The following is a 26,117-nucleotide window of genomic DNA, read 5'->3' on the forward strand; positions in this document are numbered from 1 at the left end:
GGGGCCGGCTCTCGTCGCGCCTGAGCGGTTTCCTCATGCAATCCCTTCCGGCGGCGGAGATCCGCGAGCGCTTCCAGCGCTTCTTCGAGGCGCGCGGTCACACCCGGGTGCTGCCTGCCCCGCTGCTCGCACGCGACGATCCCACGCTGCTGTTCACGAACTCGGGGATGGTCCAGTTCAAGCGGGTCCTGACCGGGGAAGAGACCCGCGCCTACAAGCGAGCTGTCGACAGCCAGCCGTGCCTGCGGGTGGCCGGCAAGCACAACGACTTCGAGGAGGTGGGCCGCACACCCCGGCACCAGACCCTGTTCGAGATGCTCGGCAACTGGAGCTTCGGCGACTACTTCAAGCGCGATGCCATCCACTGGGCGTGGGAGTTCCTGACCGATCCCGACCAGCTCGCGATGGACCCCGACCGTCTGGCAGCGACCGTCTACACCGATGACGACGAGGCCTATCGGATCTGGACCGATGAGATCGGCCTCCCCGTCGATCGGGTCGTCCGCTGGGGCAACATCGCTGTCGGCGACGACCACAACTTCTGGCAGATGGCCGACACCGGGCCCTGCGGACCGTGCAGCGAGATCCATTTCGATCGGGGCGCCGAATTCAGCGAAGGGCCGGACTGCATCCCCGATCATTCCGAGACGTGCCCACGCTGGCTCGAGTTCTGGAACCTGGTCTTCATGCAGTTCGATCGGTCCGCGGATGGGACGCTCACCCCGCTGCCCTTCCAGAGCGTGGACACCGGCCTCGGGTTGGAGCGGACGGCGTCGATCGTCCAGGAGGTCGAGAGCAACTACAAGACCGACCTGTTCACGAAGATCATCGAGCGGCTTCGGTTTCGTCTCGGCCACGACCCGGAGACCGTGGAGGCCGAGCGTTTCAGCTACCAGGTCGTGGCCGACCACTCGCGGGCCATGACCTTTCTCATCGCCGAAGGCGTTCGACCGTCGAACGAAGGGCCGGGCTACGTCCTGCGCAGGATCATGCGGCGCGCCGTCCGCCACGTGCGGCTGATGGGGATCTCCCAGCCAGTTCTGTCGGAGACCTGCGCGGCGGTGATCGAGCTGATGGGGCCGGCGTATCCGAACCTCGCGGAACGCCAGGAGGAGGTCCTGTCCGAGGTTGACGCCGAGGAGAAGCGCTTTGCGCGGACGCTGGAAGCCGGCTCGGAGCGGCTGGCGCAGCTGGTCGAGGCTGCAGGGAACTTGGGCATGATCAGTGGTGACGACGCGTTCAAGCTCCATGACACGTTCGGCTTCCCGATCGACCTCACGGTCGAGATCGCGGCCGAGGCGGGAGTGCGTGTCGACCGTGACGGATTCGAGGCCGCCATGACCGCGCAGCGCGAGCGGTCACGCGGCGACAAGCGCGCCGGATACACGTCCGATCCGGCCCTCGCCGGCCTGGCGTCGGAGTTCATTGGCTACCCCAACCAGACCCGGGCCGATGGGCTGGAGGTCATCGGCGTCAAACCGGCTACGGACGGCGGTCCGGCGGCCGTTGTGCTGGCCAAAACCCCGTTCTACCCCGAAGGCGGCGGGCAAATCGGCGACCGGGGGCGACTCATCGGAACGCGAGGGTCGCTGGAGGTGGTCGACACCCAGCGCGACAAAGATGCCATCGTCCATCTCGGTGCCCTGGATGGCGAGCTGGCGGTGGGCGAGGCGGTCCGAGGCGAGGTGGATGAGGAGCGGCGCTGGGCTGCGGCGCGCAACCATACCGCTACCCACCTGCTGCATCGGGCGCTGCGTGACGTGCTCGGGGAGCAGGCCAAGCAGGCGGGGAGCTGGGTCGGCCCGGAGGGGTTGCGCTTCGACTTCCCGGCCGACACGCCGACGCCACGCGACACGCTGACCCGCATCGAGGCCATCGTCAACGAGCAGGTCCGTCGGAACCTGGAGGTGACGCCGGCCTGGATGCCGCTGGCCGAGGCGCAGGCCTCGGGCGCGGACATGTTCTTCGGGGAGAAATATGTCCCCGAGTCCGTGCGGCTGGTAGCCTGCGGCGACTATTCGCGCGAGCTGTGTGGCGGTACCCACCTGGCGGCCACGGGGCAGATCGGCTCCTTCCGGATCACCGGCGAATCAAGCATCGGCGCCGGCATGCGCCGAGTCGAAGCCCTGACCGGGGCCGCGGCGGAAACGCTCATCGCGACCCGCCTGGATGCACTGCGCGCCGCGGCGCATCTGCTTGAGACGCGTGAGGAAGAGGTCCCGGCACGGATCGAAGCCCTCCTGGCTCGCGTGCGCGAGGCCGAGCGCGGCGGACGCGCGGCGGCAGCGCCCCGGTCGCGCCTCGACGCGGCAGCGGCGCTGCGTGACGCTCAGCAGGCAGGGGATGCGGCCGTGATCGTGCAGCCCTACCCCGAGGCCGATGCCAGCGCCCTGCGCGCCCTGGTGGATGACCTGCGGGCCGCGGGCGGTCGGTTCGTGGCTGTCGTGACCGGCGCCGCCGACGGCCAGCCGACGTTGGTCGTGGCGGCCAGTCGAGACCTGGCCTCCGAAGGGTTTGACGCAGCCGACATCGTGCGGCAGGTGGCTCCTCTCATCAGGGGCGGCGGAGGAGGTCGGGCGGACATGGCCCAGGCCGGCGGGTCGGATCCATCCGGCCTGGACCGGGCGTTGGCCGAGGCTGCCCGAATCGCGCTGGACGCTCTCCACGCCATCGAGGCACGCTGAGCCGTGCGCCGGATGGGGCCTGTCGCGTGGGCCGTTTGATCGGCATCGACCCCGGGGAACGACGGATTGGCGTCGCGGTGGGCGACGAGGAGACCGGCATGGCATTTCCCCGCCCGGCGCTCAGGGCCGGCTCGCGGGCCCCGGCTGGCATCCGCGCCCTCGCCGATGCGGAAGGCACGCAACGGATCATCGTGGGTCTGCCTCTCAACATGGATGGCAGCGAGGGGTCGCAGGCCGCCGCGGCGCGCGCCTTTGGTGCGCGATTGGGTGCGCTGGGGCTGGACGTGACCTTCAGCGACGAGCGCCTCACGACCTGGGATGCGGCGGAGCGAATGGCCCGGTCCGCCTCAGGCCCATCCGCCCCAGACGCGATAGACTCTGCCGCCGCCGCCCTCATCCTGGAGCAGTACCTCGTCGATCGCCGGCGGCGGCCTGAGGGAGCTTGATGTACGACCCGTCCATGACGCCTGCTGAGCAGGAGCAGGTTCGCAATGCGCGGATTCGCCGTCTCCGCGCCGAACGCGAGGGCGCGGGGCGGCGTCTGCGCGGCCGGCCGCTGCAGCCCCTCGTGCTGTTAGGGTGGATCGGTGGCGTCATCGCGCTGACGGTGATCGTCCTGTACCTCGCGGTGCTGGCCCTCTCCCCGGCCATCATGGCCTGGGTCGAAGCGCGGCCCACCTTGATCCAGAACGAGCTGATCGTCGATTTCGTCAATTGGCACCGCCCCGAAGCCATCGCCGACGAGCCGGCCAACGACACCTATCGGCGCGTGTCAATCGAGATCCCGCCTGGCGCGACCGATGCCTTCATCGGCCAGCTGCTGGTGACCCGGGGCCTGATTCACAGCGAGTTGGCCTTCCACCACCAGGTGTACGAGGCCAACCGGGAGGGCAACCTGCAGGCGGGTCAGTACGACCTCTCGCCCACCATGCGTCCTTCGTTCATCATCGCCGCCCTGCGCCAGGAAGCGGGGCCCGAGGTCACGGTCACGATCCTGGAGGGGTTGCGCCTGGAGGAAGTCGTCGCCTACGTGGGCACGACCGACCTGACCATGGACCTGGACGAGTTTCGTTTGCTGGTCACCACTCCACCGCCTGACCTCCTGGCCGCGTATCCGTTCCTGGCTGAGCTGCCCGCCGGGCGGACCCTGGAGGGCTACCTGTATCCGGACACCTACCGCGTCTTCGCCAACGCCACCGCCCGTGCCGTCGTGGAACGCCTCCTGACGACGTTCGACCAGCGGCTGAGCCAGGAGATTCGTGACCAGCTTGCCGTGCGGGGGCTGACGATCGACTACGCCGTTCGGTTGGGGTCGATCGTGGAACGCGAGGCCGTGCTCGACGAAGAGCGTCCCCTCATCGCCGGTGTCTATACCCAACGCCTGCAGACCGCGGGTTGGAACCTGGACGCCGATCCGACGCTGCAGTACGGGCTCGCCACGGCCGAGTTTGGGGCCTTGCCGATGTCCGAGTGGGGAACCGTCCGCTGGTGGCAGCCGCTGCCGGCCGGCGGGGCGGAGATCGTCCTTCCCGAGGCATTGCTTCCATTCCAGACCTACCAGGTCGGCGGCTTGCCGCCCATCCCAATCGCCTCCCCGCGCATCGCGTCCATCCAGGCGGCCGTCTTCCCCGACCTGTCCAGCGGATACTTCTTCTTCGTGGCCGCATGCCCCGACGGGGTGCGGGATGGGTCGCACCGCTTCGCGGTGACGCTCGCCGAGCACGACGCGAACATCGCCCAGATGAACGCGGAGTGCCCCTGACCGTGGCCGGCCCCGATCCGTTCGCCGAGGAGCGACCGGCTCGTGCGGCGGCCCTGCGGAAGCTCCTCGTCGAGCGCGCGTTGGACGGCATCCTGGTCCAGTCCCGAGCTACCAGCCGCCACCTGTCCGGGTTCGCCCTGCGGCGGGGCGACGAGTCCACATCGGGCTACTCCGGCACGCTGCTCGTCACCACCGACCGGAGCTGGATCCTGGCCGACAACCGCTATCTGGAACAGGCGGCGGCCGAGGCGCCGGGATGGGAGCTTGTCCTGACCGCCGACCCCCTCCCCGTCGCCCTGCCGCCTATGCTCGCCGAGGCGGGCATTCGTCGACTGGGCCTGGAGGCTGACCGCACCTCGCACGCGGTGTGGCAAGCCCTTTTGGCCGCTGCGGCCGCGGTCGAGTTGGTGCCCGTAGAATCCGATCTGGCCGAGCTGCGCATCGTGAAGAGCGCGGCCGAGATCGACGCCATCGGCCGCGCCTGCGCGCTCGGTGACCGCGCCTTCGACTTCGTCGTGGCGGCCGTCCAGCCTGGCATGACCGAGCGTGAGGTGGCGCGGCTCATCACCCAGTTCTTCGAGGACCACGGCGCCGAGGACCTCGCATTCGACAGCATCGTGCTCGTCGGCGCACGGGCCTCGATGCCGCATGGCACCCCGGACCACACCCTGGTCCGGCTGGGCCAGCCACTGTTGATGGACTTCGGCTGCCAGGTTGACGGATACCGCTCCGACATGACCCGAACGGTGTTCGTGGGCCAGCCCGACCCGCAGGCGCGGCGCCGCCACGACCTGGTGGCCGGGGCGCAGCAGGCCGCGTTGGCGGCGATCCGGGTTGGCGCGCCGGCCTCGGCGCCGCATCAGGCCGCCCAGGCGTATTTCACCGACGCCGGGTATCCGGGCGCCTTCAGCCACGGGGTCGGTCACGGGATCGGTCTCGAGACCCATGAGCCGCCCAGCCTGAAGACCTCCGATGCCCCGCTGCGGGCCGGGATGGTGTTCAGCGTGGAGCCGGGACTCTATCTTCCCGGCGAGATCGGGATCCGGATCGAGGACATCGTCGTCCTCGAAGAAAGAGGTCCGCGGCTGCTGACGGCGTCGCCGCGCGAGGCGATCGTGATCGGCGAACGGCAAGCGGCATGATCAGCACCGGGGAGATCCGAAAGGGGGTCGTGTTCGAGCTCGACGGCCAGCCGGTGAAGGTCCTCGACTGGACGCATATCAAGATGGCCCGCGGCTCGGCCCAGGTCCGGCTCAAGATACAGAACGTGCGAACGGGCGCCATCACCGAGCGGACCTTTCAGGCCGGCACCCGCTGGCCCCGGGGCCGGGTGGAGCAGCGCAAGGTGCAATACCTGTACGCCGACGGCGACGCCTTTCACTTCATGGACACTGAGACCTACGACCAATTCGCGATCAGCGCCGCCCAGCTGGGTGAGGACGCCCGGTTCCTGAAGGAGAGCACCGAGGTCACGGTGTCCTCGTACGAGGGCGAGGTCCTGGGCGTCGAGCTGCCGGTCAGCGTCGACCTTCGGGTGGCCAGCACCGAGCGCGGTTTCGCTGGCGACACCGCCACCGGCGCCCGCAAGCCGGCCACCCTCGAGACCGGGCTCGTGGTCCAGGTCCCGCTGTTCGTGAACGAGGGCGACCTGCTCCGCGTCGACACCCGGACCGGCGAGTACCAGACCCGGGTTCAGTAGGACCTTGGCCACGCCAAACCGATGACGACCGCCCCCGAAGCCAGCGCTGGCCCGCGCGTGTGGCGGGTGTCCGATCTGAACCGGCGCGTCCGCGGGTTGCTCGACGCCGATGCCGCGCTGGCCGACGTCTGGGTCGAAGGCGAGGTCAGTGGGCCGAGCTTCCCCCCGTCGGGTCACTGCTTCTTCACCCTCAAGGACGCGCACAGCCAGATCCGGGCGGTCCTGTTCCGCGAGGAGCTGGAGCGTGCCACCGTCCGGCCCCAGCATGGCGCCCAGCTGGTGTGTCACGGCCGCGTCCGCGCCTACGAGCCGCAGGGCGTGTACCAGTTGTACGTGGAGTCGGTCACGCCCGTGGGGGCGGGTGACCTGCACGCCCAGTACGAGGCGCTCCGCGCCAAGCTGGCAGCGGAGGGCCTGTTCGAGGAGTCGCGCAAGCGGCCCCTCCCGCGCTGGCCGCGCCGGATCGGGGTCGTCACCTCCCCGGTGGGGGCGGTGTGGGACGACATCTGCACCGTTCTTCGGCGCCGGTACCCGCTGGTGGAGGTGGTCCTCTCGCCTACCGCCGTGCAGGGCGGCGTCTCCGCTCCGGCCATCGTGCGGGCCCTGCGGCGCCTGTACGCCGTGGACGGCCTGGACCTTGTCATCCTGGCTCGCGGTGGCGGGTCGATCGAGGACCTGTGGGGCTTCAACGCGGAGGAGGTGGTGCGGACGGTGGCCGCATCGCCGGTCCCGGTCGTGGTCGGCGTCGGCCATGAGAGCGACATCACCCTGGCCGACTTCGCCGCCGACCGCCGCGCGCCCACGCCCTCCGCCGCGGCCGAGATTTCGGTCCCCGACGGGACGCAGCTGCCCACGATCCTGGCCCGCCTCAGCGAGCGGTCGGCGATCGCTACCGCGGCCCGGCTGGAAGCCGCCCGGCGGGCGGTGCGGGGGGAGGGTCGAGCCCTGACCGGGCTGCGACCAGACCTGTTGGCCGCTCGCCAGCGCGCCGCCGAGCTGCTCGATCGAGCCCACCGCGCCCTGGGGGCGGACCTCGAGCGGCGGCGGCTGGCGACCGCCGGCCTGCGGGACGCGTTGCGGGCGCTCGGCCCGGCGGCCACGCTCGACCGCGGCTACGCCGTCGCGCGTCGTCCGGATGGCATGATCCTTCGCGACCCGACCGACGTGGAGGAGGGGGACGACTTCGAGGTCATCGTGGCCCGCGGCGCCGTGGATGCCCGGGTCACCGGCGTGCGGCCGGGCGAGATGGAGGAGCTCTTGGGATGAGCGGACCGGACCCCAGCGTTCCGGGCGATGACCTGGCCGGGCGGCCGTTCGACGAGCTGGTGGCCGAGCTCCAGCGGATCGTGCAGACCCTCGAGGCCGGCCAGGTCGGGCTCGAAGAGAGCATCGCCCTGTACCGCGAGGGACTTCGCCTCCACGCCGCCTGCGAGGAGCGGCTGCGGGCCGCCGAGCTGGCCATCACCGAGCTCGGGCGGCGCGGCCTGGCTGGCGCCGAGGTCCCGGAGGGGACCCCGGACGCCTGACCTGCCCCCAGGCCCGGCGGCGGAGCCAGACGGGCATCGGTCTATACTCGCCTCCGTTTTGACCGCGAAGCCGTCGCCGACCGTTCTGGAGCGCATCTCCGAGCCCGCCCAGCTTCGGTCGCTGACCGATGCCGAGCTGGACCGGCTGGCCGCCGAGCTGCGCGCGACGATGATTCGCACCGTTCAGCGCACGGGTGGGCATCTCGCCTCATCGCTGGGAGCCGTGGAGATCGCCATCGCCCTGCACCGGGTGATGGACTCGCCTCGCGACCGCATCGTGTGGGACACCGGGCACCAGGCATACGCCCACAAGCTCCTCACCGGCCGCACGTCGAGCTTCGGCACCCTGCGACAGGTCGGCGGCATCGGCGGCTTTCCCCGTCGCTCGGAGAGCCCGCACGACGTGTTCGACGGGGGCCATGCGGGGACCGGAGTGAGCATCGCAGCGGGGCTGGCGGCTGCTCGCGACCTGCGACCGCCGGGTGACCCTCGGCGCGAGCAGCGGATCGCGGTGTGCGTGGGTGATGCGGCACTGACAACCGGGCTGACCCTGGAGGCGCTGAATCACCTGGGCCAGACGCACAGCCGGATGCTGATCATCCTCAACGACAACGAGATGAGCATCAGCCCGTCGGTGGGCGGACTGTCGACCCGCCTCAACAGGCTGCGCCTGTCGCGGGCCTACCAGGAGACGAAGTCGTTCACCGCGCGCGTCCTGCCCCGGATCCCGCTGATCGGGCGTCCGCTGTACGACCTCCTGGCCTGGGCCAAGGAGGGCTTCAAGCGCTCGTGGGCCAAGGTTTCGTTCTTCGAGGACATGGGGATCACCTACATCGGCGTCCTCGACGGCCATGACCGGGCCGATATGGAGGAGGCCTTCGAGGCCGCGTTCCACATCGACCGCCCGGTCCTGATCCACGTCAAGACCATCAAGGGACGCGGATACGGGCCGGCCGAGCAGGACAGCCAGGCCTTCCACGGGGCGAGCCTGCCGCCCATCGATCTGGGCCTCCTTGACCCCACCGAGGAGCCGCTGCCGGCCGCGGGGGCGGCCGGGCACCGGCCGAAGTCGTACACCCAGGTCTTCGCCGAAGAGCTGATCCGGCTGGCGGAGGCCGATCCGCGGATCTGCGCCCTCACCGCCGGCATGCCCACCGGGACCGGTCTGTCCGCCTTCCAGCAGCGGTTTCCGAGCCGATTCTTCGACGTCGGGATCGCCGAGCAGCATGCGCTGACGATGGCCACCGGGCTGGCGCTGGCCGGCATGCGCCCGGTGGTCGCCATCTACTCGACCTTCAGCCAGCGGGCCTTCGATCAGCTGGTCCACGACGTGTGCCAGAACAATGCGCCGGTGGTGCTGGGCATCGACCGGGCAGGACTGGTCGGGGAGGACGGGACCAGCCACCAGGGAATGTTCACCCTCCCCGCCCAGCGCGCCCTTCCGAACCTGGTCATCGGCTCACCGCGCGACGAGCAGGAGCTGCGCGACCTGGTGGTGACCGCCCTCGCGTATGAGGGTCCCATATCCCTTCATTACCCGCGCGACGCCGGGGAGGACCTGCCGGATCGCATCGGGCGTGCGGTCGAGATCGGGAAGGGCGAGGTCCTGCGGAAAGGCGCCGACCTGCTCATGGTCGGCTTCGGTCCCATCGTCCAGCGGCTGCTCCTGGCTGCCGACGAGCTGGGGGCGGCGGGCCTGGACGCGACCGTGGTCAACGCGCGCTGGGCCAAGCCAATCGATGCCGGTCTGCTGGCCCGCCTGGCGGCGGGCAAGCGCTTGGTCGTCACCGCCGAGGAGAGCGCCGCGATGGGCGGATTCGGGGACGGGGTGCTCGACGCGCTCAACCAGGCCGGGGTGCACGCGCCGGTGCTGAAGATCGCCCTCAGTGAAGGATTCGTCGACCATGGCTCCGTGGACGACCTGCGCCGCCAGCAGCGCATCGACGTCCCCGGCATCGTGGCCCGCATTCGCGAGGCGCTGGGGATCGACGTGGCGGTCGACGAGAGCCGCGCCCCGACGTCGACCGCCGCCTGACCGATGCCCGGCCCCGGGCCGGGGGCGCGGATCCGCGCCGACCAGCTGGTCGTGGACCGCGGGCTGGCCCGATCGCGGGCCGAGGCGCAGGCGCTCATCCTGGCCGGCGCGATTCGCATCCACGGCGCCGAGGGCCGTCGCTTGGCCGCCGGACAACGCCTCGACCCATCGCTGACCCTGGTTCGCGATCCCGGTGCGGCCTGGGCGTCGCGGGGCGGTGAGAAGCTCGCGGCGGCGCTGGACGCGTTCGGCGTCGACGTCGTCGGGCTGGTGTGCCTCGATGCCGGCGCGTCGACTGGCGGATTCACCGATGTCCTCCAGGCACGCGGCGCGCGGCGGGTGTACGCGGTGGACGTCGGGCACGGCCAGCTCCTTCCCCGACTGGCCGAGGATCCGCGGATCGAGGTCATGGATCGCACGAATCTTCGGAACTTGACGTCTCTACCAGAGCCGGTGGACCTCGCGACGCTCGACCTGTCGTTCATCTCGCTTCGCCTGGTGCTGGCTCCGGTCCGCCGTCTGCTGGCGCCCCAAGGACGGGTGGTCGCGCTGGTCAAGCCCCAGTTCGAGGCCGGCCGCGCCGACGTGCCGCGGGGTGGCGTGGTCCGCGAGCCGGCCGTCCATCGCCGGGTCCTCATTCAGCTGGCGGCGGATGCCCGTCGGGCTGGTTTCGCCGCCGTGAACGTCGTCGCATCGCCGCGGACCGGCCGCCAGGGCAACCGCGAGTTCTTGGTCCTCCTCCGCGCGGCCGAGCCATCGGACCCGGAGTCGCCGCACGACGAGCCGAGGTGGGGCGTCCTGGTCGACGCCGCCTTGGAGCCGCGTATTACGATCTGACCGTGGCCAGGACCGCCGAGCGCGCGCCCAAGGTCGAGCAGCTGAGCGTCGGCTTCGACCTGGATCCCATCATCCTGGCGCCCGAGCTGCCGTCGGACACGATGCGCCAGATCGTCTCGATCCGGATGCCGGATGCCCTCATCGAGCGGGTGGACGCGGTCGCTCGGTCCCGGGGAGTCTCGCCATCCGCCCTCATGCGGGCCCTCATTGCCGCCGGCCTGGATCGCTCGTATGCGGCGCTCACCGAGTCGGAGGCGGCGTCCGACCTCGCCGCCGAGCTGGCCGCCCTCCGGCAGCGCGTCGAGGACATCGCCACCTCCCTGGCGGCTGATCGCCCATCGTGAGCGAAGCCCGGCTGGAGCGCATCGGCTTCGCGGTCAGCCGGTACAACCCACAAGCTGCCGGAGTGCTGGAGCGCGGCCGGGCGTGGTGCGCAGCACACGGCATTTCGGCCTGGGACGCGGTCGCCGACGACGAGGAGCGGCTCGCCGCCGAGCTGGCGGGCAGCGACCTGGTGACGGTGCTCGGCGGCGATGGGACGTTCCTCCGAGTGGCGCGCGCGATCGGTGATTCACAGGTCCCGGCCCTCGGCGTCAACCTGGGTCGGGTGGGCTTCCTGGCCAAAGTCGAGCCCGACGACCTGGAGACCGCTCTGGACGGTATCGCTGCCGGCCGATACACGCTGGCCGAGCGGATGCGGCTGGGCGCAACCATCGAGCGGCGGGACGGTGGACGCCTCTCGGCGGCCTGCCTCAATGAAGTGGCGGTCGCGCGCGCCGCGCAGGTCCGCCTCATCCAGGTCGAGGTCGAGGTCAGTGGCAGCCATCTGGCCACGTACCTGGCCGACGGGGTTGTGGTGGCCACGCCCACCGGGTCCACGGCCTACTCGTACTCGGCTGGCGGCGCCGTGGTCGACCCGAGGCTCCGCAACCTGGTCATCACCCCGGTGGCCGCGTATCTGTCGGCGATCCACAGCGTGGTCGCCGGCGAGGACCACATCATCCGTCTCAGCCTGCGCGAAGCGTTCGGCGGGGCCGTCGTCTCGTTCGACGGGCAGCGCGACGTGCCGCTGGAAGTCGGGGAGTCGGTCGAGGTCCGGGCCCTGCCCATCCCGTTGCGCCTGGTCGAGCCCGAGGGCAGCACCCCGTTCTACGACCTGCTCCGCACCAAGGCCTCGCTGCTCCCGGATTAGCCATGCCGCTGCCGCAGGTCGACCCTCGCCTGGCGGCGGCCGTCGACGACTTCCTGCTCGAGATCCGCGTCGAGCGCGGCCTGTCCCCGCTGACCATCGACGCCTATCGACGCGACCTGGGCCAGTTCGCCGCCAACGCCGGGACGGCCTGGCGCGACGACCCGTCAGCCGTGGGCGAGTTCGTCGCCCGCCTGCGCCGCCAGGGCCGCCGCGCGACGACCCAGGCCCGCAAGGTGGCCGCCATTCGCAGCTTCTATGGCTTCGCGCGGCGGGAGGGGATCATCGAGCGCAACCTGGCCGACCTCATCGACCCCCCGCGCCCAGGGCGGTACCTGCCCGAGGTCCTCGCCCCGGACGAAGTCGAGCGCATCCTGGCCGCGCCGGGCGACGATCCACCCGGGATCCGCGACGCGGCGATCCTCGAGCTTCTGTACGCCTGCGGACTGCGGGTCAGCGAGCTCACAGGACTGGACCTCGACCGCCTCAACCTGCCGGGACTCGAGGTGCGGGTCATCGGGAAGGGCAACCGGGAGCGGCGCGTCCCGATGGGGGAGCCGGCGCGGGACCGGTTGCATCGGTACATCACGGGGCCGCGCCAGGACTGGACGGCCAAACGACCCATCGCCGCCGTCTTCGTGTCGCAGCGCGGGGCGCGCCTGGGACGGGAATCCGTGTGGCGCCTGGTGCGGCGTTGGGGCCGAGTGGCGGGGATCGGCGCCGATGTCACGCCACACACGTTCCGGCACAGCTTTGCTACCCATCTGCTGGAAGGTGGCGCCGATCTGCGGGTGGTCCAGACCCTGTTGGGCCATGCTAGCATCAGCACCACCCAGCTCTATACCCACCTGACCGGCGAGCGCCTGCGGGAGGTGTATGCCCGCGCGCACCCGCGAGCCTGAGGAGCCAGATCCATGAGTTACGCCCGCAAGCTCCTGGCGCGAGGCGAGGAAGTCACCTTCGAGAGCGGCCAGCACTGGTTCGCGGTCGTCGGCCGCTCGTGGTGGGCCATCATCCTGGCCATCTTGGCCCTCGCGGTGCTCCTGTTCCTGGTCAACCCCCCGGAAGCATCGCTGGACGGCCCGGGCGAGCTCGTGGCTCTCGTCCTGCTGCTGGTCGCGCTCGCGCGCATCGGCTGGGTGATCTGGGGCTGGCGCAACACCGAATTCCTGGTCACCACCCGGCGCATCATCCGGGCCGAGGGAATCCTCAACAAGCGGATGTCCGACTCCAGCCTGGAGAAGGTCAACGACGCCCATCTGACCCAGAACCTGTTCGGCCGGATCTTCGGCTTCGGCGACCTGGACATCCTGACCGCCGCCGACGAGCTGGGCGGGATCGAGGACTTCCCTCTGCTGGCAGATCCGGTGGACTTCAAGATCGCGATGCTGAACCAGAAGGAGCTCCTCGAGCGACCTGACCTGGCTGCGCCCGCCTACCAGCGCCAGCAGGCGCCGGCCATGCGTCCGGCTGAGCCGATGTCGCCGCGGGCGGGCAGCGATCGGGTGACGGTGATCGATGAGGGGACCGGCGCGGCGCCAACTCCCACCCCGCCCGCTGGACCCGAGCCGACCCCGTCGACTCCCGCGGCGCCCAGCTCGGCCCCGGGCACTCCGGCAGGGGACGCGACAGCCACGCTCGAGCGGCTCGCCTCGCTCCGCGACCGGGGCCTCATCACGGCCGAGGAATACGACGCCAAGAAGCGCGAGCTCCTGGAGCGGATCTAGCGTGGCCGTTCTCCCGGCCACGTCGAACCTCGGCCAGCGCATCGAGAACGCCGCTGCTGCCATTCGGGCCCAGCTGGCGGCCGAGCCGGCGATCGCCGCCCCGCAGCTGGGCCTGGTCCTGGGTTCGGGACTGGGCGCCGTGATCGACCTGTTGGATGCTGCGCCCCGCCTCCGCATCCCGTACGGCGACATTCCCGAGGTTCCCGTGTCGGGCGTCGCGGGCCACGCCGGCGAACTGGTGGCGGGGATGGTCGGCGGCCGACCGGTGCTTGTCCTGTCGGGACGGGTCCACGCCTACGAGGGCTACACCCATCGTGAGGTGACGATCCTGCTCCGCGCCGCGTTCCAGGTCGGCCTGCGGACCGTGGTTCTGACCAACGCGGCTGGTGGGCTCAACCCCGCCTTCGAGCCCGGTGAGCTGATGCTCGTCACCGACCACATCAACCTGTCGGGCGACAACCCATTGTTCGGCCCCAATATCGACGCCCTCGGACCCCGCTTCCCGGCGCTCACCGACGCATACGACCCCGATCTTGCCGACCGCGCCCGCGCGGCGGCCCAGCGTGCCGCCGTCCACCTCCACGAGGGGGTGTACGTCATGCTCCCCGGCCCGAACTACGAGACCCGGGCGGAGCTGCGCATGCTGCGCGGCCTGGGGGCGGACGCGGTGGGCATGTCGACCGTGCTGGAGGTCATCGTGGCCCGCCATGCCAGCGTTCGGGTCCTCGCCTTCTCACTGATCACGAACAAGGCGACGCCCGACGTCGAGATCGGGGCCAGCCACAACGAGGTCATCGAGATGGGGAAGGTGGGCGCCGCCCGCCTGGTGAAGCTGCTGGGCGAGCTGCTACCGGAGATCGCCTGAGGGTGCTGTTCCTCGGAGACAACGTCAGCCTGCCAGCCCTGGCTGGCATCGTGCTCGGCATGCTGGCGGGGATCACGACCCACGAGTTCAGCCACGCCCTGGTGGCCGACCAGCTGGGCGACCGCCAACCGCGGGCCCTGGGCCGGGTCTCACTCAACCCGCTGCGCCACCTCGACCCGTTGGGCACCGCGCTGCTGGTGCTGGTCGGCATCGGCTGGGGGAAGCCGGTCCCGGTGAACGTCGCGGCTCTGCGCCCGGGACGGGCTGGGATGGCATTCGTGGCGGGAGCCGGCCCGGTAGCCAACGTCCTGGTGGCCCTCATCCTGGCCCTGGCCTATCGGGCGTTCGATCTCACCGGTGCGGGCGGCGCCGTGCTGCAGCTGATTTACGTGGCGACAGTCGTCAACCTCCTGCTGGCCATCCTGAACCTGATCCCCATCCCGCCCCTGGATGGCTTCGCCGTCCTGACCGCCCTCGTTCCTCCGCGCTGGGAGTACAGCATCCGACGCTACCAGGGCTACGGGGTCGTGCTCCTTCTCCTGCTGCTGATCCTGCCCAACAGCCCGCTCGGTGGGGTCCTCGGCCTGGCCTACCCATGGGCGGCACTCCTGTGCGGGCTCTGACCGGAACCGGACCGATGCGCCCCGCCTACCGCGTCCGACAGTTCAGCAACCATCTCCGCGCGCAGGTCGCCCCTGCCGAACGGGCCGCGGCGCACGCCCTCCTCCCTGCGACCGCGACCTCGCTGTTCGATGCCATGCCGATCGCCGACCAGCGCCATGCCCTTGATGTCGTCCGGCGCCTGCACCAGGCGGGTGTGGATGATGCCGACCTCCTGGCCGCCGCCCTGCTCCATGACGCCGCCAAGGGCGCCCGACTGCGGTTGTGGCACCGAGTCGTCGTCGTGCTCCTGGAGGCGGGTGCGCCGAGGCGCCTGGAGCGCCTGGCATCGACCGATCCCGACTCGTGGCGGTACCCGTTCCACCTCCACCTGCACCACGCCGAGCGGTCGGCGCGTGCGGCGCTCGACGCCGGCTGCGGTCCGCGGGTCGCGGCCTTCATCCAGGGCACCCCGGACCGATCGGACGCGCAGCTGGAGGCTGCATTGCGCGCCGCCGACGCGGCATCCTGAGCACATGGCGCGCCAGGCTGTCCCCTCGAAGCGCCCTCAGGCCATCCCGATCGCAGCCGAACCCCGGGTCGGTCTGCCCATCGGACCGCCGCCCGAGTTCCAGGTCGACCTGCCGGTGTTCGAAGGACCGCTCCCGCTCCTCCTGCACCTGATCGAGTCAGCCGAGCTGGACATCCTGTCCGTCTCGCTGGCCAAGGTCGCCGATGCATACGTCGCGTTCGTGGCCGCCCATCCGGTCGACGCCGCCAACCTGGCCCAGTTCGTCTCCACCGCCGCCCAGCTCATCCTCATCAAGTCGCGGAGCCTGCTTTCCGACGAGCCGCTCGGCCTCCAGGCGGCTGGGGTCGAGGACATCGACGAGGAGGACCTGCGTCGACGGCTGATCGCGTATCGGGCCATCCGCGACGCGGCTCGCGACCTCGCCGCGCGGGACCTGGTGGCGCCGATGTGGCATCGCGAGCCACGTCTCTCGGACCTGCCCGAGGCGCCGCTGGCCCCGCTCGACCCGGCGGCCCTGTCGGACGCCCTGAGCCGGCTGGCCGCCGTCGCGGAACCGGAGCCCCCGGCGCCGGAGATCGTGCCGCGCGAGGTCACCGTCGGCCAGCAGATCGGCGTGCTGCGTGCGGCACTGGGCGAGACCGGTCGGGTCGTCCTGCAGACGGTCCTGGCCGCCGGCACGTCCCGGACCGAGCGGGTCGTGACCGTTCTGGCTGTACTCGAGCTCGTCCGTCGCCGCGAGCTCCGCGCTCGGCAGAAGACGCTGTTCGGCCCGATCGTGCTCGAGATGCTGCGGAGGTGAACCGATGAGCACCGATGCCGGGCTGGTGGCGGCCCTGGAGGCCATCCTGTTCGTGGCCGACCGTCCGCTGGCCACCGGCGAGCTGGCGGAGCTGGCCGAGGTCACGCCGCGCGCGGCGGAGGACGCGCTGACGGCATTGGGCGACGCGCTGTCCGGGCGCGGGCTGCGCCTGCAGCGGCTCGACGGGGCGTGGCAGCTCACCACAGCCCCGGAGGTGTCGGATCGGGTTCGGCGCTACGCCGAGCGGGCCGAGGGCCGCCTCAGCCCGGCCGCCCTCGAGGCCCTGGCCGTGGTGGCCTATCAGCAACCGGTGACCCGCGGCGACGTGGAGCGGATCCGGGGCGTGGACTCTGAGTCGGTCATCCGCTCGCTGCTGCATCGGCGGCTGATCGCCGAGGTTGGACGGCGCGACTCTCCCGGCCGTCCGATCGTGTACCGCACCACATTCACCTTCCTCGAGCGGTTCGGCCTGGAGGGCCTCGAGCACCTGCCGCCCCTCCCCGACGAGGCGGCCGTCCTGGTCGCCGACGGTGACGGCGCCGAGCGGCATGCAGGGTGAGCGACTCCAGACCGTGTTGGCCCGGGCCGGGCTCGGGTCGCGGCGAGCCGCCGACCGTTGGATCGCCGACGGGCGCGTGACCGTCAACGGGACGCCGGCGACGCCCGGCACCCGGGTGGACATCTCTCGGGACCGCGTGACGTTCGATGGAAAGCCGGTGACGCTGGAGGCTCCGGGCGCGGTCCACCTGGCGATCCATAAGCCACGCGGTGTCCTGTCATCGGCCGCGGCTGCCCGAGGACGCCAGGCGGTGGTCGACCTGGTCCACCCTCGACCACCCGGGCGTCTGTGGCCCGCCGGCCGCCTGGACGTCGAGTCCGAGGGCCTCATGCTGCTGACCAACGACGGGGCCTGGGCCCAGCGCGTGCTCCACCCGCGCTACGGCATCCAACGCGAGTACGCCGTCCAGCTCGACCGCACTCCGGCACCGGACGACCTCGAGCGGCTGCTGACCGGGCTTGAGCTCGAGGACGGTCCAGCCAGGCTCCTGAGCGCGGCCCCGTCGAGGCGGCCGCGCAATATCGAGATCGGGCCCGAGCCGGCCGCGCCGTGGCTCATGGTCCGGGTGGGGGAGGGTCGCAAACGCGAGGTCCGGCGCCTGTTCGCCTCGGCCGGCTATCGGGTCCATCGGTTGGTCCGGACCGCCATGGGACCGGTCACCCTGGCCGGGCTGGCGCCGGGTGCCTGGCGCCCGCTGAACGCGGGAGAGGTTGCGGCGCTGAGCGGGACGGCACAACCTGGGCCGCGCAGCGGACGGGGCGCGGGCCTGCAGATCGCCGTGGACGGAACGTCGGGATCGGGCAAGAGCACCGTTGGTCGTGCGCTGGCCGACCGGATCGGGGCGCGCTTCGTGGACACCGGGCTCCTGTATCGGGCCGTGGCCCTGGCCGCGCTCGAGGCCGGCGTCGATCCGGATGACGAGGCTGCCCTGGCGCGCCTCGCGCGCGCAGCGGACATCTACGTCCAGCCCGCGGACCACCGCGTGACGGAACCGAGCGAACGGGTGACCCTGGACGGACGCGACGTCACCGTGCACCTGCGCGAACCGCGGATCGAGAGAGCCGTTCCGGCCGTGAGCCGGCATGCCGAGGTCCGGCAGGCCATGCTGAAGGTCCAGCGCGACGCGGCGCGCGGCCGAGACACGGTGATGGTGGGGCGCGATATCGGCACCGTGGTGCTGCCGGATGCCGATCTGAAGGTGTTCCTCACCGCGTCGGCCGACACCCGGGCACGACGGCGCGCGGCGCAGATGGGTCGCCCGGACCGCTTGGCGGCCTATCGGCGCGAGATCGAGGACCGGGACCGCACCGACACGACCCGGCCGGTGGCCCCGCTGCGCCGCGCACCGGGGGCGCTGGTCCTGGACACCGGGGAGCTGGATGTCGACGCGTGCGTGGACGCCATCATCGCCGCCCTCGGACCGCGCGCCGCCCCGTGACCGCCACCCTTCCGCGGCTGTGGGCGTATCGGCCACTCGGCTTGCTCATCAGCATCCTCCTCCGCCTTTTGGGTGGTGTCCGGAGCGTGGGGCTCGAGAACCTCCCGCGCTCGGGCGCGGTCATCCTGGTCGCCAACCACTACACCCTGGCCGATCCACTGGTCGCGGGGTTTGCCACGTGCTGGCGAATCGGTCGGGTCGTGCACATGGTCAGCAAGGTCGAGGTCCGGGGTTGGCCGCTGATCGGCTGGCTGGGGACGCAGGGTGGCGTCATCTACGTCAACCGACGGATGGGCGACCTGGGTGCGCAGCGCAAGGCGCTGGCCGTGCTGGAGGCCGGTCGCGCGCTCCTCATCTTTCCGGAGGGCACCCGCAGTCCCAGCGGGGCACTCATCCCGGCCCGCAATGGGGCTGCCTTGCTCGCCATGCGGAGCGGCGCTCCGATCGTGCCACTGGCCATCACCGGGACCGAAGGGATGTTCAGCTGGCGGGCCGTCTTCGGGCCGCGCCCGCGAGCCACGGTGCGGATCGGTCAACCGTTTTCCTTGTTCTACCGTCCGGACGGACCCATCGACCGCGTTGAGCTGGTGGAGGGCACCACCCGGGTCATGCGCGAGGTGGCGGCCCTCCTGCCGCCGGCTCGAAGGGGCGTCTACGGCTGATCCAGGGGTGCGCACCTAGAATGGAGGCGTCATGAGCGCCTCGTCCGCTCCCACGCTTCCATCTCGTCCCGAGGTCCGCATCGCGGAGCGGGCCGGCTTCTGCTACGGCGTGCGGCTGGCCATCGACAAGGCCCGCAAGGCGTCCGAGGCGGGCGAGGAAGTCACCACCCTGGGCCAGCTGGTCCACAACCCGGGCATCAAGGCCGACCTCGAGGCGCGCGGGATCCACACCGCCGAGCTGGCGGACCAGGTGGAGGGCGGGACCCTCGTGGTCCGGGCGCACGGCGTCCCGCGGGAGGAGCTCGAAACGCTGCGCGCCAAGGACGATCTTCAGCTCATCGACGCCACCTGCACATGGGTCGTCCAGAGCCAGAAGGCGGCTCGCGAGCTGAACGAAGCGGGCTACACGGTCTGCATCATCGGTCACGAGAACCACCCCGAGGTGCGGGGGGTCCGCTCCTACGCCGGGGAGGATCACGTGGTCGTGGACGACATGGACCGATCCACCTGGGAGCGGGTGCCGCGCACCAAGAAGCTCGGGGTCCTGAGCCAGTCCACCATCCTGCCGTCCAAGCTCGAGGAGTTCGCGGCCTTCTGCCTGCGTCGCTGCCACGACATGCGGGTCGTCAACACCGTGTGCCCGGTGACTCTGACCCGCCAGGACGACTCGGTGCGCCTGGCGGCAGACGTGGACGCCATGATCGTGGTAGGCGGCAAGAACAGCTCGAACACGCGCGAGCTGGCCGTCAAATGCGCGCAGGTCCTGCCCGACACCATCCATGTCGCCGATGCCGATGAGCTGGAGGCCGATTTCGCCGGCTGGCTGGCCGGTAAGGCCCGGATCGGGATCACGGGCGGCACCTCCACCCCGGAGGATGACCTCGAGGAGGTCCGCGACCGGATCTACACCCTGACCGCCGCGTAGACTCTGGACGTGGCCACCTGCCCGTCCTGCCACCGCGAGGTCGCGGACGGGTCTGCCTTCTGCCCGCATTGTGGCGCGGCCGTCGAGGCGGCCCCGACGGCCGGCGAGGAGCGCAAGCTTGTCACCCTGTTGTTCGCGGACGTCACCGGCTCGACCGAGCTGGCCGAGGCGCTGGATGCCGAGGTCGTCCGCGATCTGATGGGGGAGTACTTCGCAGTGGCGCGGGAGGAGATCGAAGCCCGCGGCGGTACAGTCGAGAAGTTCATCGGCGATGCCGTGATGGCCGTATTCGGCGTCCCGGTTGCCCACGAGGACGACCCTGCGCGTGCCCTACACGCCGCGCTCGCGATTCGCTCCCGCCTCGCGGCGCTGAACGAGGGGCGTCGCTCCGAAGGCGGAGCTCAGCTGCAGGTTCGGATCGGGGTGAACACCGGAGAGGTGGTGGCAACCACCAGCCCGCGCCCGGGAGAAGGGATGGTGACCGGCGACGCGGTGAACATCGCGGCTCGCATCCAACAGGAAGCGGACCCGGGCCAGATCGCGGTCGGGGAGCGCACGGCCGCCGCCGCTCCAGCTTTCACGTTCCGTGACCTCGGCGCGCAACGACTGCGTGGCAAGGCGTCCCCGGTCGCCGTGCGCGAGCTGGTCGGCGAGGCCGCCGGCGCGCACGCACGAGGGGTCCATGGCCTGCGTTCACCGCTCGTCGGTCGCGATGCGGAACTTGACCTCCTCGTGTCGCTCTACGAGCGGGTCGCCGCCGAACGCCGGCCGCACCTGGTGACGCTGTACGGCGAGCCCGGTGTCGGGAAGAGCCGGCTGACGGTCGAGTTTCTGGCCGCGCTGGTGAAGCGCCCGCAGCCGCCCCGGGTCGTCCGCGGCCGCTGCCTCTCGTATGGATCGGGCGTCACGTTCTGGCCGCTGGCCGAGATCCTCAAGTCGCAAGCGGGCATTCTCGATAGCGACCCGCCGGACGACGTCGTGGGCAAGCTCACCGAATTCGGCAAGCGCGTCCTCACCGCCCTGGTCGCGCAGGATCCGCCGCGCGCGGCGGCCCTCCTCGGCTACACGGTGGGGATCGCGGTGCCCGGGTTCGAGTTCGAGCGCCTCGAGCCGGAGCAGCTGCGCGTGGAGATCCACGGCGCCTGGCGGTCGTTCTTCTCAGCCCTGGCCGCTGACGGGCCGCTGGTGGTGGTCATCGACGACATCCACTGGGCCGACGGGGCCCTACTCGACCTGGTCGAGGACGTCAGCGAGAGAGTCGAGGGAAGCGTGTATTTCCTCTGCCCGTCGCGGCCCGAGCTGACCGACCGGCGGCCGGGCTGGGGCGGCGGCCGACGCAGCTTCTCCAGCGTATTCCTGGACCCGCTGCCGCCAGCGGCCACCGCAGAGCTGGTGGATCACCTTCTCGAAGTCGCGGAGCTCCCCGCCGCATTGCGCGCACGCATCGTGGAACGCGCAGATGGCAACCCATTCTTCGTGGAGGAGATCCTCCGTCAGCTCATCGACGAGGGGCGAATCGTGCAGAGCGCGGACGGCTGGCAGGCCGACCCCGACCTCTCGACCGTCGAGATCCCGGATACTGTTCAGGCCGTCCTGGCGGCGCGGATCGACCTGCTGGGAAGCGACCAGAAGCGGACCCTGCAGGCCGCCGCGGTGGTCGGACGCATCTTCTGGCCGGCCCCGGTGGCCCGCTTCCTGAACGGATCGGCCGGCGCCCTCGATCAGCACCTCCGGGAGCTCGAGGCACGGGATCTGATCCTGTCGCGCCTGGCCTCGACCATGGCCGGCCAGCCCGAGTACATCTTCAAGCACGCCCTCGTGCGCGACGTGGCGTACGAGAGCATCCCCCGGCGGGACCGCGCCGGGGCTCACCTTAGGGTGGCCGAATGGATTGAGGAGGCGATCGGTGGGCGCCGCATCGAGGTCGTCGAGCTTCTGGCACACCACTACACCGAGGCTGAGCGTGCCACCACGTGGGCGAAGGTGGAGCCAGACCGACGCGAGGAGATCCGAGCGAGGGCGGTGGATTTACTGCTCGAGGCGGCCGAGGAAGCCGCTCGCCACCTGGCGACGGAGCGCGCTCGCGAACGCGTGCGCGTGGCACTTGAACTGGCGCAGGGACCGATCGAGCGTGCCCGGGGCCTGGAGATCTTGGTGGGCATGCAACTGTGGGCCAACGAGGGGGACAACGCCTGGCGCTCCGCCCGCGAGGCGATCGACCTCCGCATGAGCGCCGGTCCGGTCAGCACCGAGGACCGCCGAGCGGTTGCCCGCCTGGCCGGGGTCCTGCTCGCGATGCCTACCCGCTGGCCGGGGTTGATGCGCCACCTTCCAAGCCGCGAAGCGGCTGCTCCCTACCTCGAGCTGGGGCTGACCATGCTGGAAGAAGGCGACAGCGAGGAGCGACTGCGGCTCCTGATAGCTCGCGGGGCCTGGAGCTGGGGCTTCGGCGAGGCGGAGACCGACCCAGAACGCATACAGGAAGATCGAGCCACCGCCGAGGAGGCGGTGGCCATGGCCCGCCGGCTGGGAAGGGCGGACCTCCTGTCCGCCGCCCTCGACGGGCTGGGTGCGACGGGGTCCATGCTAGGCGGCTACCGACTCACGCTGGAGCCACAGGAAGAGCGACTCCGGCTGGTTCCCCAGCTGGACGACATGGTCGAGGTGGTCGACATCTATGGAACGACCGCATGGGCCCTCGCTCACATCGGCGACTTCCGGCGAGCCGCCGAGTTGGCAGCCATCGGCTGGGCGCGCGCCACCGAGATGGGTCTCGCCCACTCCGTGTCTGGCGCCTTCTACGCGGTGGCTAACTTTCGGCTGGGCCGCTGGGAGGAGTTCTGGCGAACGTACACGGCGATCGAGGCCGAGTTTGGTGGGTTGGCCGACCCCGCGACGATGCTCCGCTATCACTCCTACCGCCTGTACGGCGTTGCGGCGTACCTGAGCGAGGTCGTCGGCGATTCAGCATCTGCCGACCGAAACATCGCCCTGCTCGAGCAGTCCCAGGCCGTCCAGGGAAACGTGGGGATCTCGGGGCCACGGCTCTGGATCGTGCAGACCCTGATCAGGCGGCGCGAATTCGATGAGGCCCGCGCTCGCCTGGCCGTTCGTGACCCGGTCCGCGACATCCAGAACCGGGATCTGACCCTCGAGGGGTGGGCCGACCTGATCGCCGCCCAGGGGACGTGGGATGAGGCGCCCGCCATCGTGGCCGAGGCCCGCGAGTGGGCCGACAGGACCGGTTTGCGATTCCTCCCCGCTGTCGCAGACCGGCTGGAGGGGCAGGCGGCTCTGGCGGCTGGCGAACACGATCGGGCCGCCGACTATCTCGGGCGAGCCCGGGACACCTTCACCACGCTGGAAGTCCCCTGGGAGTGCGCGCGGACCGAGCTGTGGCTCGCACAGGCATACTTCGCCGCCGGCCGGCTGAGCGAATCGGCCACCGCCGCTCAGGCGGCGCTGGCGACGTTCCGTGAGCTGAAAGCGCCAACGGAGATCAGCGAGGCCAAGTCCCTGGTCAGCGCGGCTGCGCCAGCCAACCGCTAGGTCAGCGAGCCGATCACCTCACCTAGGGCGCGTTCGAGCCGGTCGTAGCCCAGGTGCTTGCGTCCGATCGCGAAGTTGTGCTCGGCATCGGCTGCCTGTCCGGCGGGGTCGGCGAGGATGGAACGGACCGTCCGGACCGTGTCGTCGGTGACGGCGCCGTTGACCTCCACGAACCGGAACCCGAGCGGCCGGATGTCTGCGTCAAAGACGGGGTATCGGTTGACCAGGACCGGCTTCCCGTAGAAGACCGCCTCCAGCAACGCGTTGCCGAAGCCCTCGTACAGGCTGGGGTAGCTGATGAGGTCCGCCGCCAGGTACGCGTCGGTAAGGGAGTGCGCAGGACCCAGCGGCCGGCCCTCGTGATCAGGTGCAAAGCGGTCGGCCGCGTAGCGCAGGTTGACCTTGGCCCGCTCCGCTCGCCGCTCGAGCGAGATCAGGTAATCGAGGCCCTCGTCACCCGCGGGGCTGGTGATGAGCAGGACGGCGTGCGGATCGCCCAACCGACCCACCAGGTCGATGGCCAGCTCGATACCCTTGCGCGGCACGACCCGGGTGGGTTGCACGATCAGGTATCCCTCCTCGCTCATGCCCAGCTCCGTCCGGAGCTGGCGGCGGATGTCCGGACGCGGCGGCGGGCGCGGCGTGCTGAAGTCGAACACGTTGGGGACGACGGTCGACGACAGGCCGCGCCGCGCCTGGAGGCCGGCCGCGGCCAGTGAGCTGATGCTCACGTGCCGAACCGTGGGCAGGTCGGGCGGAAAGGATGCCTCCAGGAGGTCAGGCACGACGCATCGGTTGAACCGCTCGCGCTCCCACCAGTAGTCGTGGTGGTGCCCGATGGCGGGCAGACCGGTCTGCTCGACCAGGGTGTGCAGAGCGACCCCCAGCGGCAGCTGCATCGGGATCGCCCACCCGTTTTCGATCACGAGCAGATCGAGCCGCTCGGTTTCGACCCACGCGGCGAGGACCGGCAGCAGCTGGCCGGCCAGGCGCTGGATCTCGGTGCGGACCGCCTGCGGGTCGCTGTCCGGATCAAAGGCAGCCGAGGTCACGCGCGCCGCGGGCGGGTGCCGGAAATGCATGGCCGGGACCAGCCGAGCGCTGTAGCGGAGCGCATCCACCTCCCCCGCGCACAGCCGGACCTCGTGGCCCATCCGCTCCAGGACCGCTTCCCACTTGGCGGTCTCGAACGTCACGCCGTCGACGCCGGCCAGCCGGGTGGCGACGATACCGATGCGCACGGTGGGTGATCCTAGCCGACCGGTGACGGGCCGATACACTCAGCGGCATGTCATCGCTGCCGATCGTGGCCATCGTCGGGCGCCCGAACGTCGGGAAGAGCACGCTCTTCAACCGGATGGTGGGCGAGCGGTCGGCCATCGTGGAGGACACCGCGGGCACGACCCGCGATCGGGTGTACGGCGAAACAGACTGGAATGGCCGCCGCTTCATGATGGTCGACACCGGAGGATTGGAGCTGGAGCCGGGGACCAGCATCGAGGAGCGCGTTCAGGATCAGGCGCGCGTGGCCATCGATGAAGCGGACCTGGTCCTGTTCGTGGTTGACGCCGCGGCCGGCCTGGCGCCATTGGATTACGAGGTGGCGGATCGGCTTCGCAAGGCACATCGACCCACCATCCTGGTCATCAACAAGGCCGACAACGTGCGGCGCGAGGCCGAGGGCGCCGAGTTCTACGCCCTGGGCTTCGACCCGGCCATCACCATCAGCGCGGCACATGGCCGGAACACCGGCGACCTGGCCGATCTCATCGTCGAGCATCTCCCGCCCGCGTCGGAGGCGCCCGAGGCCGAGGCGGCGCCATCGGTCATGCGTGATGAGGATGACCTCCCGACCGACGCCGAGCTGGAGGAGCTGGCCGCGGCCGATATCGGTCCACCTCGGGTGGCCATCGTGGGACGACCCAACACCGGCAAGTCGACGCTCGTCAACCGGGTGCTGGGCAAGGAGCGGATGATCGTCAGCGAAACTCCCGGCACCACCCGTGATGCGGTCGACGCCGAGGTGACGGTGGATGGCGAGCCGATGGTGTTGATCGACACGGCCGGCATCCGCCGCCGGGGCTCCATTCAGCGCGGCACCGAGCACTACAGCGTGCTCCGCAGCCTGAAGGCCATCGACCGAGCCGACGTGGCCGTGGTCCTGACCGATGCGGTCGAGGGCTTCACCGCACAGGACGCCCACGTGGTGGGCCACGTGCTGGAGGCCGGCAAGGGCCTGGTGCTGGTCATCAATAAATGGGACGCCATCGAGAAGGACGACAAGACCGCCGATGACTGGCTGCACACCCTGCGCCGGGATGCGCCGTACCTCCAATGGGCCGATATCGTGTTCGCCTCGGGACTGACCGGCCAGCGGGTGGATCGCATCCTGCGCCAGGCCCGGCGCGTGGCGGAGGAGCGCTACCGGCGCGTGCCAACCGCCGAGGTCAACCGAGTGGTGGGTGAGGCGGTGGCAGCGCACACGCCTCCGGTGGCCCGCGGCCGCCAGGCGAAGATCCTGTACGCGACCCAGGTGGCGGTGGCGCCCCCCACCTTCGTGATCTTCGTCAACGACCCGGAGCTGTTCCACTTCTCGTACCGGCGCTACCTCGAGAACCAGCTGCGCGACGCGTTCGGCTTTGCCGGAACCCCGATCCGCCTCCGCTTCCGCGCCCGCGCCGCCGGGGAGCGACCCCGCGCCCGCAGAACCCGAGCCGCCGCTCGCTAGG

24 protein-coding genes are annotated in these 26,117 nt (G+C 70.8%); 23 read left to right on the forward strand and 1 reads right to left on the reverse strand.

Going from position 1 to position 26,117, the window contains the following annotated elements; all coding sequences use genetic code 11:
- The first annotated feature begins 35 nt into the window (after positions 1–35).
- From alaS to AABM41_04380, 22 genes are read left to right on the forward strand one after another with little or no spacing between them, the layout of a single operon-like run.
- Positions 36–2,684 (forward strand): alanine--tRNA ligase, encoded by a 2,649-nt coding sequence (gene alaS / locus AABM41_04275; GenBank protein MEK6191528.1) that lies wholly within the window; start codon positions 36–38, stop codon positions 2,682–2,684.
- Between the two features lie 26 nt (positions 2,685–2,710).
- Entirely contained in the window at positions 2,711–3,130 is a 420-nt protein-coding gene (gene ruvX / locus AABM41_04280) for a Holliday junction resolvase RuvX (GenBank protein MEK6191529.1), read from the forward strand.
- A 14-nt stretch (positions 3,131–3,144) separates the two neighbouring features.
- A complete protein-coding gene (gene mltG, locus AABM41_04285; GenBank protein ID MEK6191530.1) occupies positions 3,145–4,446 on the forward strand; it encodes an endolytic transglycosylase MltG in 1,302 nt (433 codons plus the stop codon).
- Positions 4,437–5,588: a Xaa-Pro peptidase family protein gene (locus AABM41_04290; GenBank protein MEK6191531.1), complete on the forward strand. Its 1,152-nt coding sequence runs from the start codon at positions 4,437–4,439 to the stop codon at positions 5,586–5,588. Before mltG ends, AABM41_04290 begins: the two co-directional genes overlap by 10 nt.
- A complete protein-coding gene (gene efp, locus AABM41_04295) occupies positions 5,585–6,145 on the forward strand; it encodes an elongation factor P (GenBank protein MEK6191532.1) in 561 nt (186 codons plus the stop codon). Before AABM41_04290 ends, efp begins: the two co-directional genes overlap by 4 nt.
- A 21-nt stretch (positions 6,146–6,166) precedes the next feature.
- Positions 6,167–7,411: an exodeoxyribonuclease VII large subunit gene (gene xseA / locus AABM41_04300; protein ID MEK6191533.1), complete on the forward strand. Its 1,245-nt coding sequence runs from the start codon at positions 6,167–6,169 to the stop codon at positions 7,409–7,411.
- A complete protein-coding gene (gene xseB, locus AABM41_04305; protein MEK6191534.1) occupies positions 7,408–7,671 on the forward strand; it encodes an exodeoxyribonuclease VII small subunit in 264 nt (87 codons plus the stop codon). Before xseA ends, xseB begins: the two co-directional genes overlap by 4 nt.
- 58 nt (positions 7,672–7,729) lie before the next feature.
- Positions 7,730–9,706 carry a 1-deoxy-D-xylulose-5-phosphate synthase gene (dxs, locus tag AABM41_04310; GenBank protein MEK6191535.1) on the forward strand — a complete coding sequence of 659 codons (1,977 nt, stop codon included), beginning with the start codon at positions 7,730–7,732 and terminating at the stop codon, positions 9,704–9,706.
- A 3-nt stretch (positions 9,707–9,709) separates the two neighbouring features.
- Positions 9,710–10,543, forward strand: coding sequence for a TlyA family RNA methyltransferase (locus AABM41_04315; GenBank protein MEK6191536.1), 834 nt, complete (start codon positions 9,710–9,712; stop codon positions 10,541–10,543).
- A gap of 2 nt (positions 10,544–10,545) precedes the next feature.
- Positions 10,546–10,887: a ribbon-helix-helix protein, CopG family gene (locus AABM41_04320; protein MEK6191537.1), complete on the forward strand. Its 342-nt coding sequence runs from the start codon at positions 10,546–10,548 to the stop codon at positions 10,885–10,887.
- Positions 10,884–11,735, forward strand: coding sequence for an NAD(+)/NADH kinase (locus AABM41_04325; GenBank protein MEK6191538.1), 852 nt, complete (start codon positions 10,884–10,886; stop codon positions 11,733–11,735). Before AABM41_04320 ends, AABM41_04325 begins: the two co-directional genes overlap by 4 nt.
- A gap of 2 nt (positions 11,736–11,737) precedes the next feature.
- Positions 11,738–12,634: a site-specific tyrosine recombinase gene (locus AABM41_04330; GenBank protein MEK6191539.1), complete on the forward strand. Its 897-nt coding sequence runs from the start codon at positions 11,738–11,740 to the stop codon at positions 12,632–12,634.
- 12 nt (positions 12,635–12,646) lie between these two features.
- Positions 12,647–13,459 carry a PH domain-containing protein gene (locus tag AABM41_04335; protein ID MEK6191540.1) on the forward strand — a complete coding sequence of 271 codons (813 nt, stop codon included), beginning with the start codon at positions 12,647–12,649 and terminating at the stop codon, positions 13,457–13,459.
- Between the two features lies 1 nt (position 13,460).
- A complete protein-coding gene (locus AABM41_04340) occupies positions 13,461–14,324 on the forward strand; it encodes a purine-nucleoside phosphorylase (protein MEK6191541.1) in 864 nt (287 codons plus the stop codon).
- Positions 14,325–14,326: 2 nt separating this feature from the next.
- Positions 14,327–14,947, forward strand: coding sequence for a site-2 protease family protein (locus tag AABM41_04345; protein ID MEK6191542.1), 621 nt, complete (start codon positions 14,327–14,329; stop codon positions 14,945–14,947).
- A complete protein-coding gene (locus AABM41_04350) occupies positions 14,935–15,456 on the forward strand; it encodes a hypothetical protein (GenBank protein ID MEK6191543.1) in 522 nt (173 codons plus the stop codon). Before AABM41_04345 ends, AABM41_04350 begins: the two co-directional genes overlap by 13 nt.
- A gap of 4 nt (positions 15,457–15,460) precedes the next feature.
- A complete protein-coding gene (locus tag AABM41_04355; protein ID MEK6191544.1) occupies positions 15,461–16,255 on the forward strand; it encodes a segregation/condensation protein A in 795 nt (264 codons plus the stop codon).
- Between the two features lie 4 nt (positions 16,256–16,259).
- Positions 16,260–16,814 (forward strand): SMC-Scp complex subunit ScpB, encoded by a 555-nt coding sequence (scpB, locus tag AABM41_04360; GenBank protein ID MEK6191545.1) that lies wholly within the window; start codon positions 16,260–16,262, stop codon positions 16,812–16,814.
- On the forward strand, positions 16,786–18,252 hold the full coding sequence (gene cmk / locus AABM41_04365) for a (d)CMP kinase (protein MEK6191546.1): 1,467 nt from the start codon (positions 16,786–16,788) through the stop codon (positions 18,250–18,252). The genes scpB and cmk overlap by 29 nt, the downstream gene beginning before the upstream one ends.
- Complete coding sequence (locus AABM41_04370) at positions 18,249–18,914, forward strand: lysophospholipid acyltransferase family protein (protein MEK6191547.1); 666 nt, start codon at positions 18,249–18,251, stop codon at positions 18,912–18,914. Before cmk ends, AABM41_04370 begins: the two co-directional genes overlap by 4 nt.
- A gap of 31 nt (positions 18,915–18,945) precedes the next feature.
- On the forward strand, positions 18,946–19,839 hold the full coding sequence (ispH, locus tag AABM41_04375; protein MEK6191548.1) for a 4-hydroxy-3-methylbut-2-enyl diphosphate reductase: 894 nt from the start codon (positions 18,946–18,948) through the stop codon (positions 19,837–19,839).
- 9 nt (positions 19,840–19,848) lie between these two features.
- Positions 19,849–23,388 carry an adenylate/guanylate cyclase domain-containing protein gene (locus AABM41_04380; protein MEK6191549.1) on the forward strand — a complete coding sequence of 1,180 codons (3,540 nt, stop codon included), beginning with the start codon at positions 19,849–19,851 and terminating at the stop codon, positions 23,386–23,388.
- On the opposite strand, the gene AABM41_04385 is transcribed toward AABM41_04380, so the two are convergent.
- Entirely contained in the window at positions 23,385–24,629 is a 1,245-nt protein-coding gene (locus tag AABM41_04385; protein MEK6191550.1) for a glycosyltransferase family 4 protein, read from the reverse strand. The two genes, AABM41_04380 and AABM41_04385, sit on opposite strands and share 4 nt — an antisense overlap.
- 47 nt (positions 24,630–24,676) lie before the next feature.
- On the opposite strand from AABM41_04385, the gene der reads away from it, so the two are divergent.
- A complete protein-coding gene (gene der, locus AABM41_04390) occupies positions 24,677–26,116 on the forward strand; it encodes a ribosome biogenesis GTPase Der (protein MEK6191551.1) in 1,440 nt (479 codons plus the stop codon).
- Position 26,117 lies beyond the last annotated feature (1 nt).

This window comes from Chloroflexota bacterium (assembly GCA_038040195.1).
Lineage (GTDB): Bacteria > Chloroflexota > Limnocylindria > QHBO01 > QHBO01 > DASTEQ01.

Coding starts and splice junctions, on each gene's coding strand:
- AABM41_04335 (MEK6191540.1), top strand. CDS start 12,647: ATGAGTTACGCCCGCAAGCTCCTGGCGCGAGGCGAGGAAGTCACCTTC.
- scpB (MEK6191545.1), top strand. CDS start 16,260: ATGAGCACCGATGCCGGGCTGGTGGCGGCCCTGGAGGCCATCCTGTTC.
- der (MEK6191551.1), top strand. CDS start 24,677: ATGTCATCGCTGCCGATCGTGGCCATCGTCGGGCGCCCGAACGTCGGG.
- xseB (MEK6191534.1), top strand. CDS start 7,408: ATGAGCGGACCGGACCCCAGCGTTCCGGGCGATGACCTGGCCGGGCGG.
- AABM41_04330 (MEK6191539.1), top strand. CDS start 11,738: ATGCCGCTGCCGCAGGTCGACCCTCGCCTGGCGGCGGCCGTCGACGAC.
- mltG (MEK6191530.1), top strand. CDS start 3,145: ATGACGCCTGCTGAGCAGGAGCAGGTTCGCAATGCGCGGATTCGCCGT.
- alaS (MEK6191528.1), top strand. CDS start 36: ATGCAATCCCTTCCGGCGGCGGAGATCCGCGAGCGCTTCCAGCGCTTC.
- AABM41_04355 (MEK6191544.1), top strand. CDS start 15,461: ATGGCGCGCCAGGCTGTCCCCTCGAAGCGCCCTCAGGCCATCCCGATC.
- efp (MEK6191532.1), top strand. CDS start 5,585: ATGATCAGCACCGGGGAGATCCGAAAGGGGGTCGTGTTCGAGCTCGAC.
- ispH (MEK6191548.1), top strand. CDS start 18,946: ATGAGCGCCTCGTCCGCTCCCACGCTTCCATCTCGTCCCGAGGTCCGC.
- AABM41_04315 (MEK6191536.1), top strand. CDS start 9,710: ATGCCCGGCCCCGGGCCGGGGGCGCGGATCCGCGCCGACCAGCTGGTC.
- xseA (MEK6191533.1), top strand. CDS start 6,167: ATGACGACCGCCCCCGAAGCCAGCGCTGGCCCGCGCGTGTGGCGGGTG.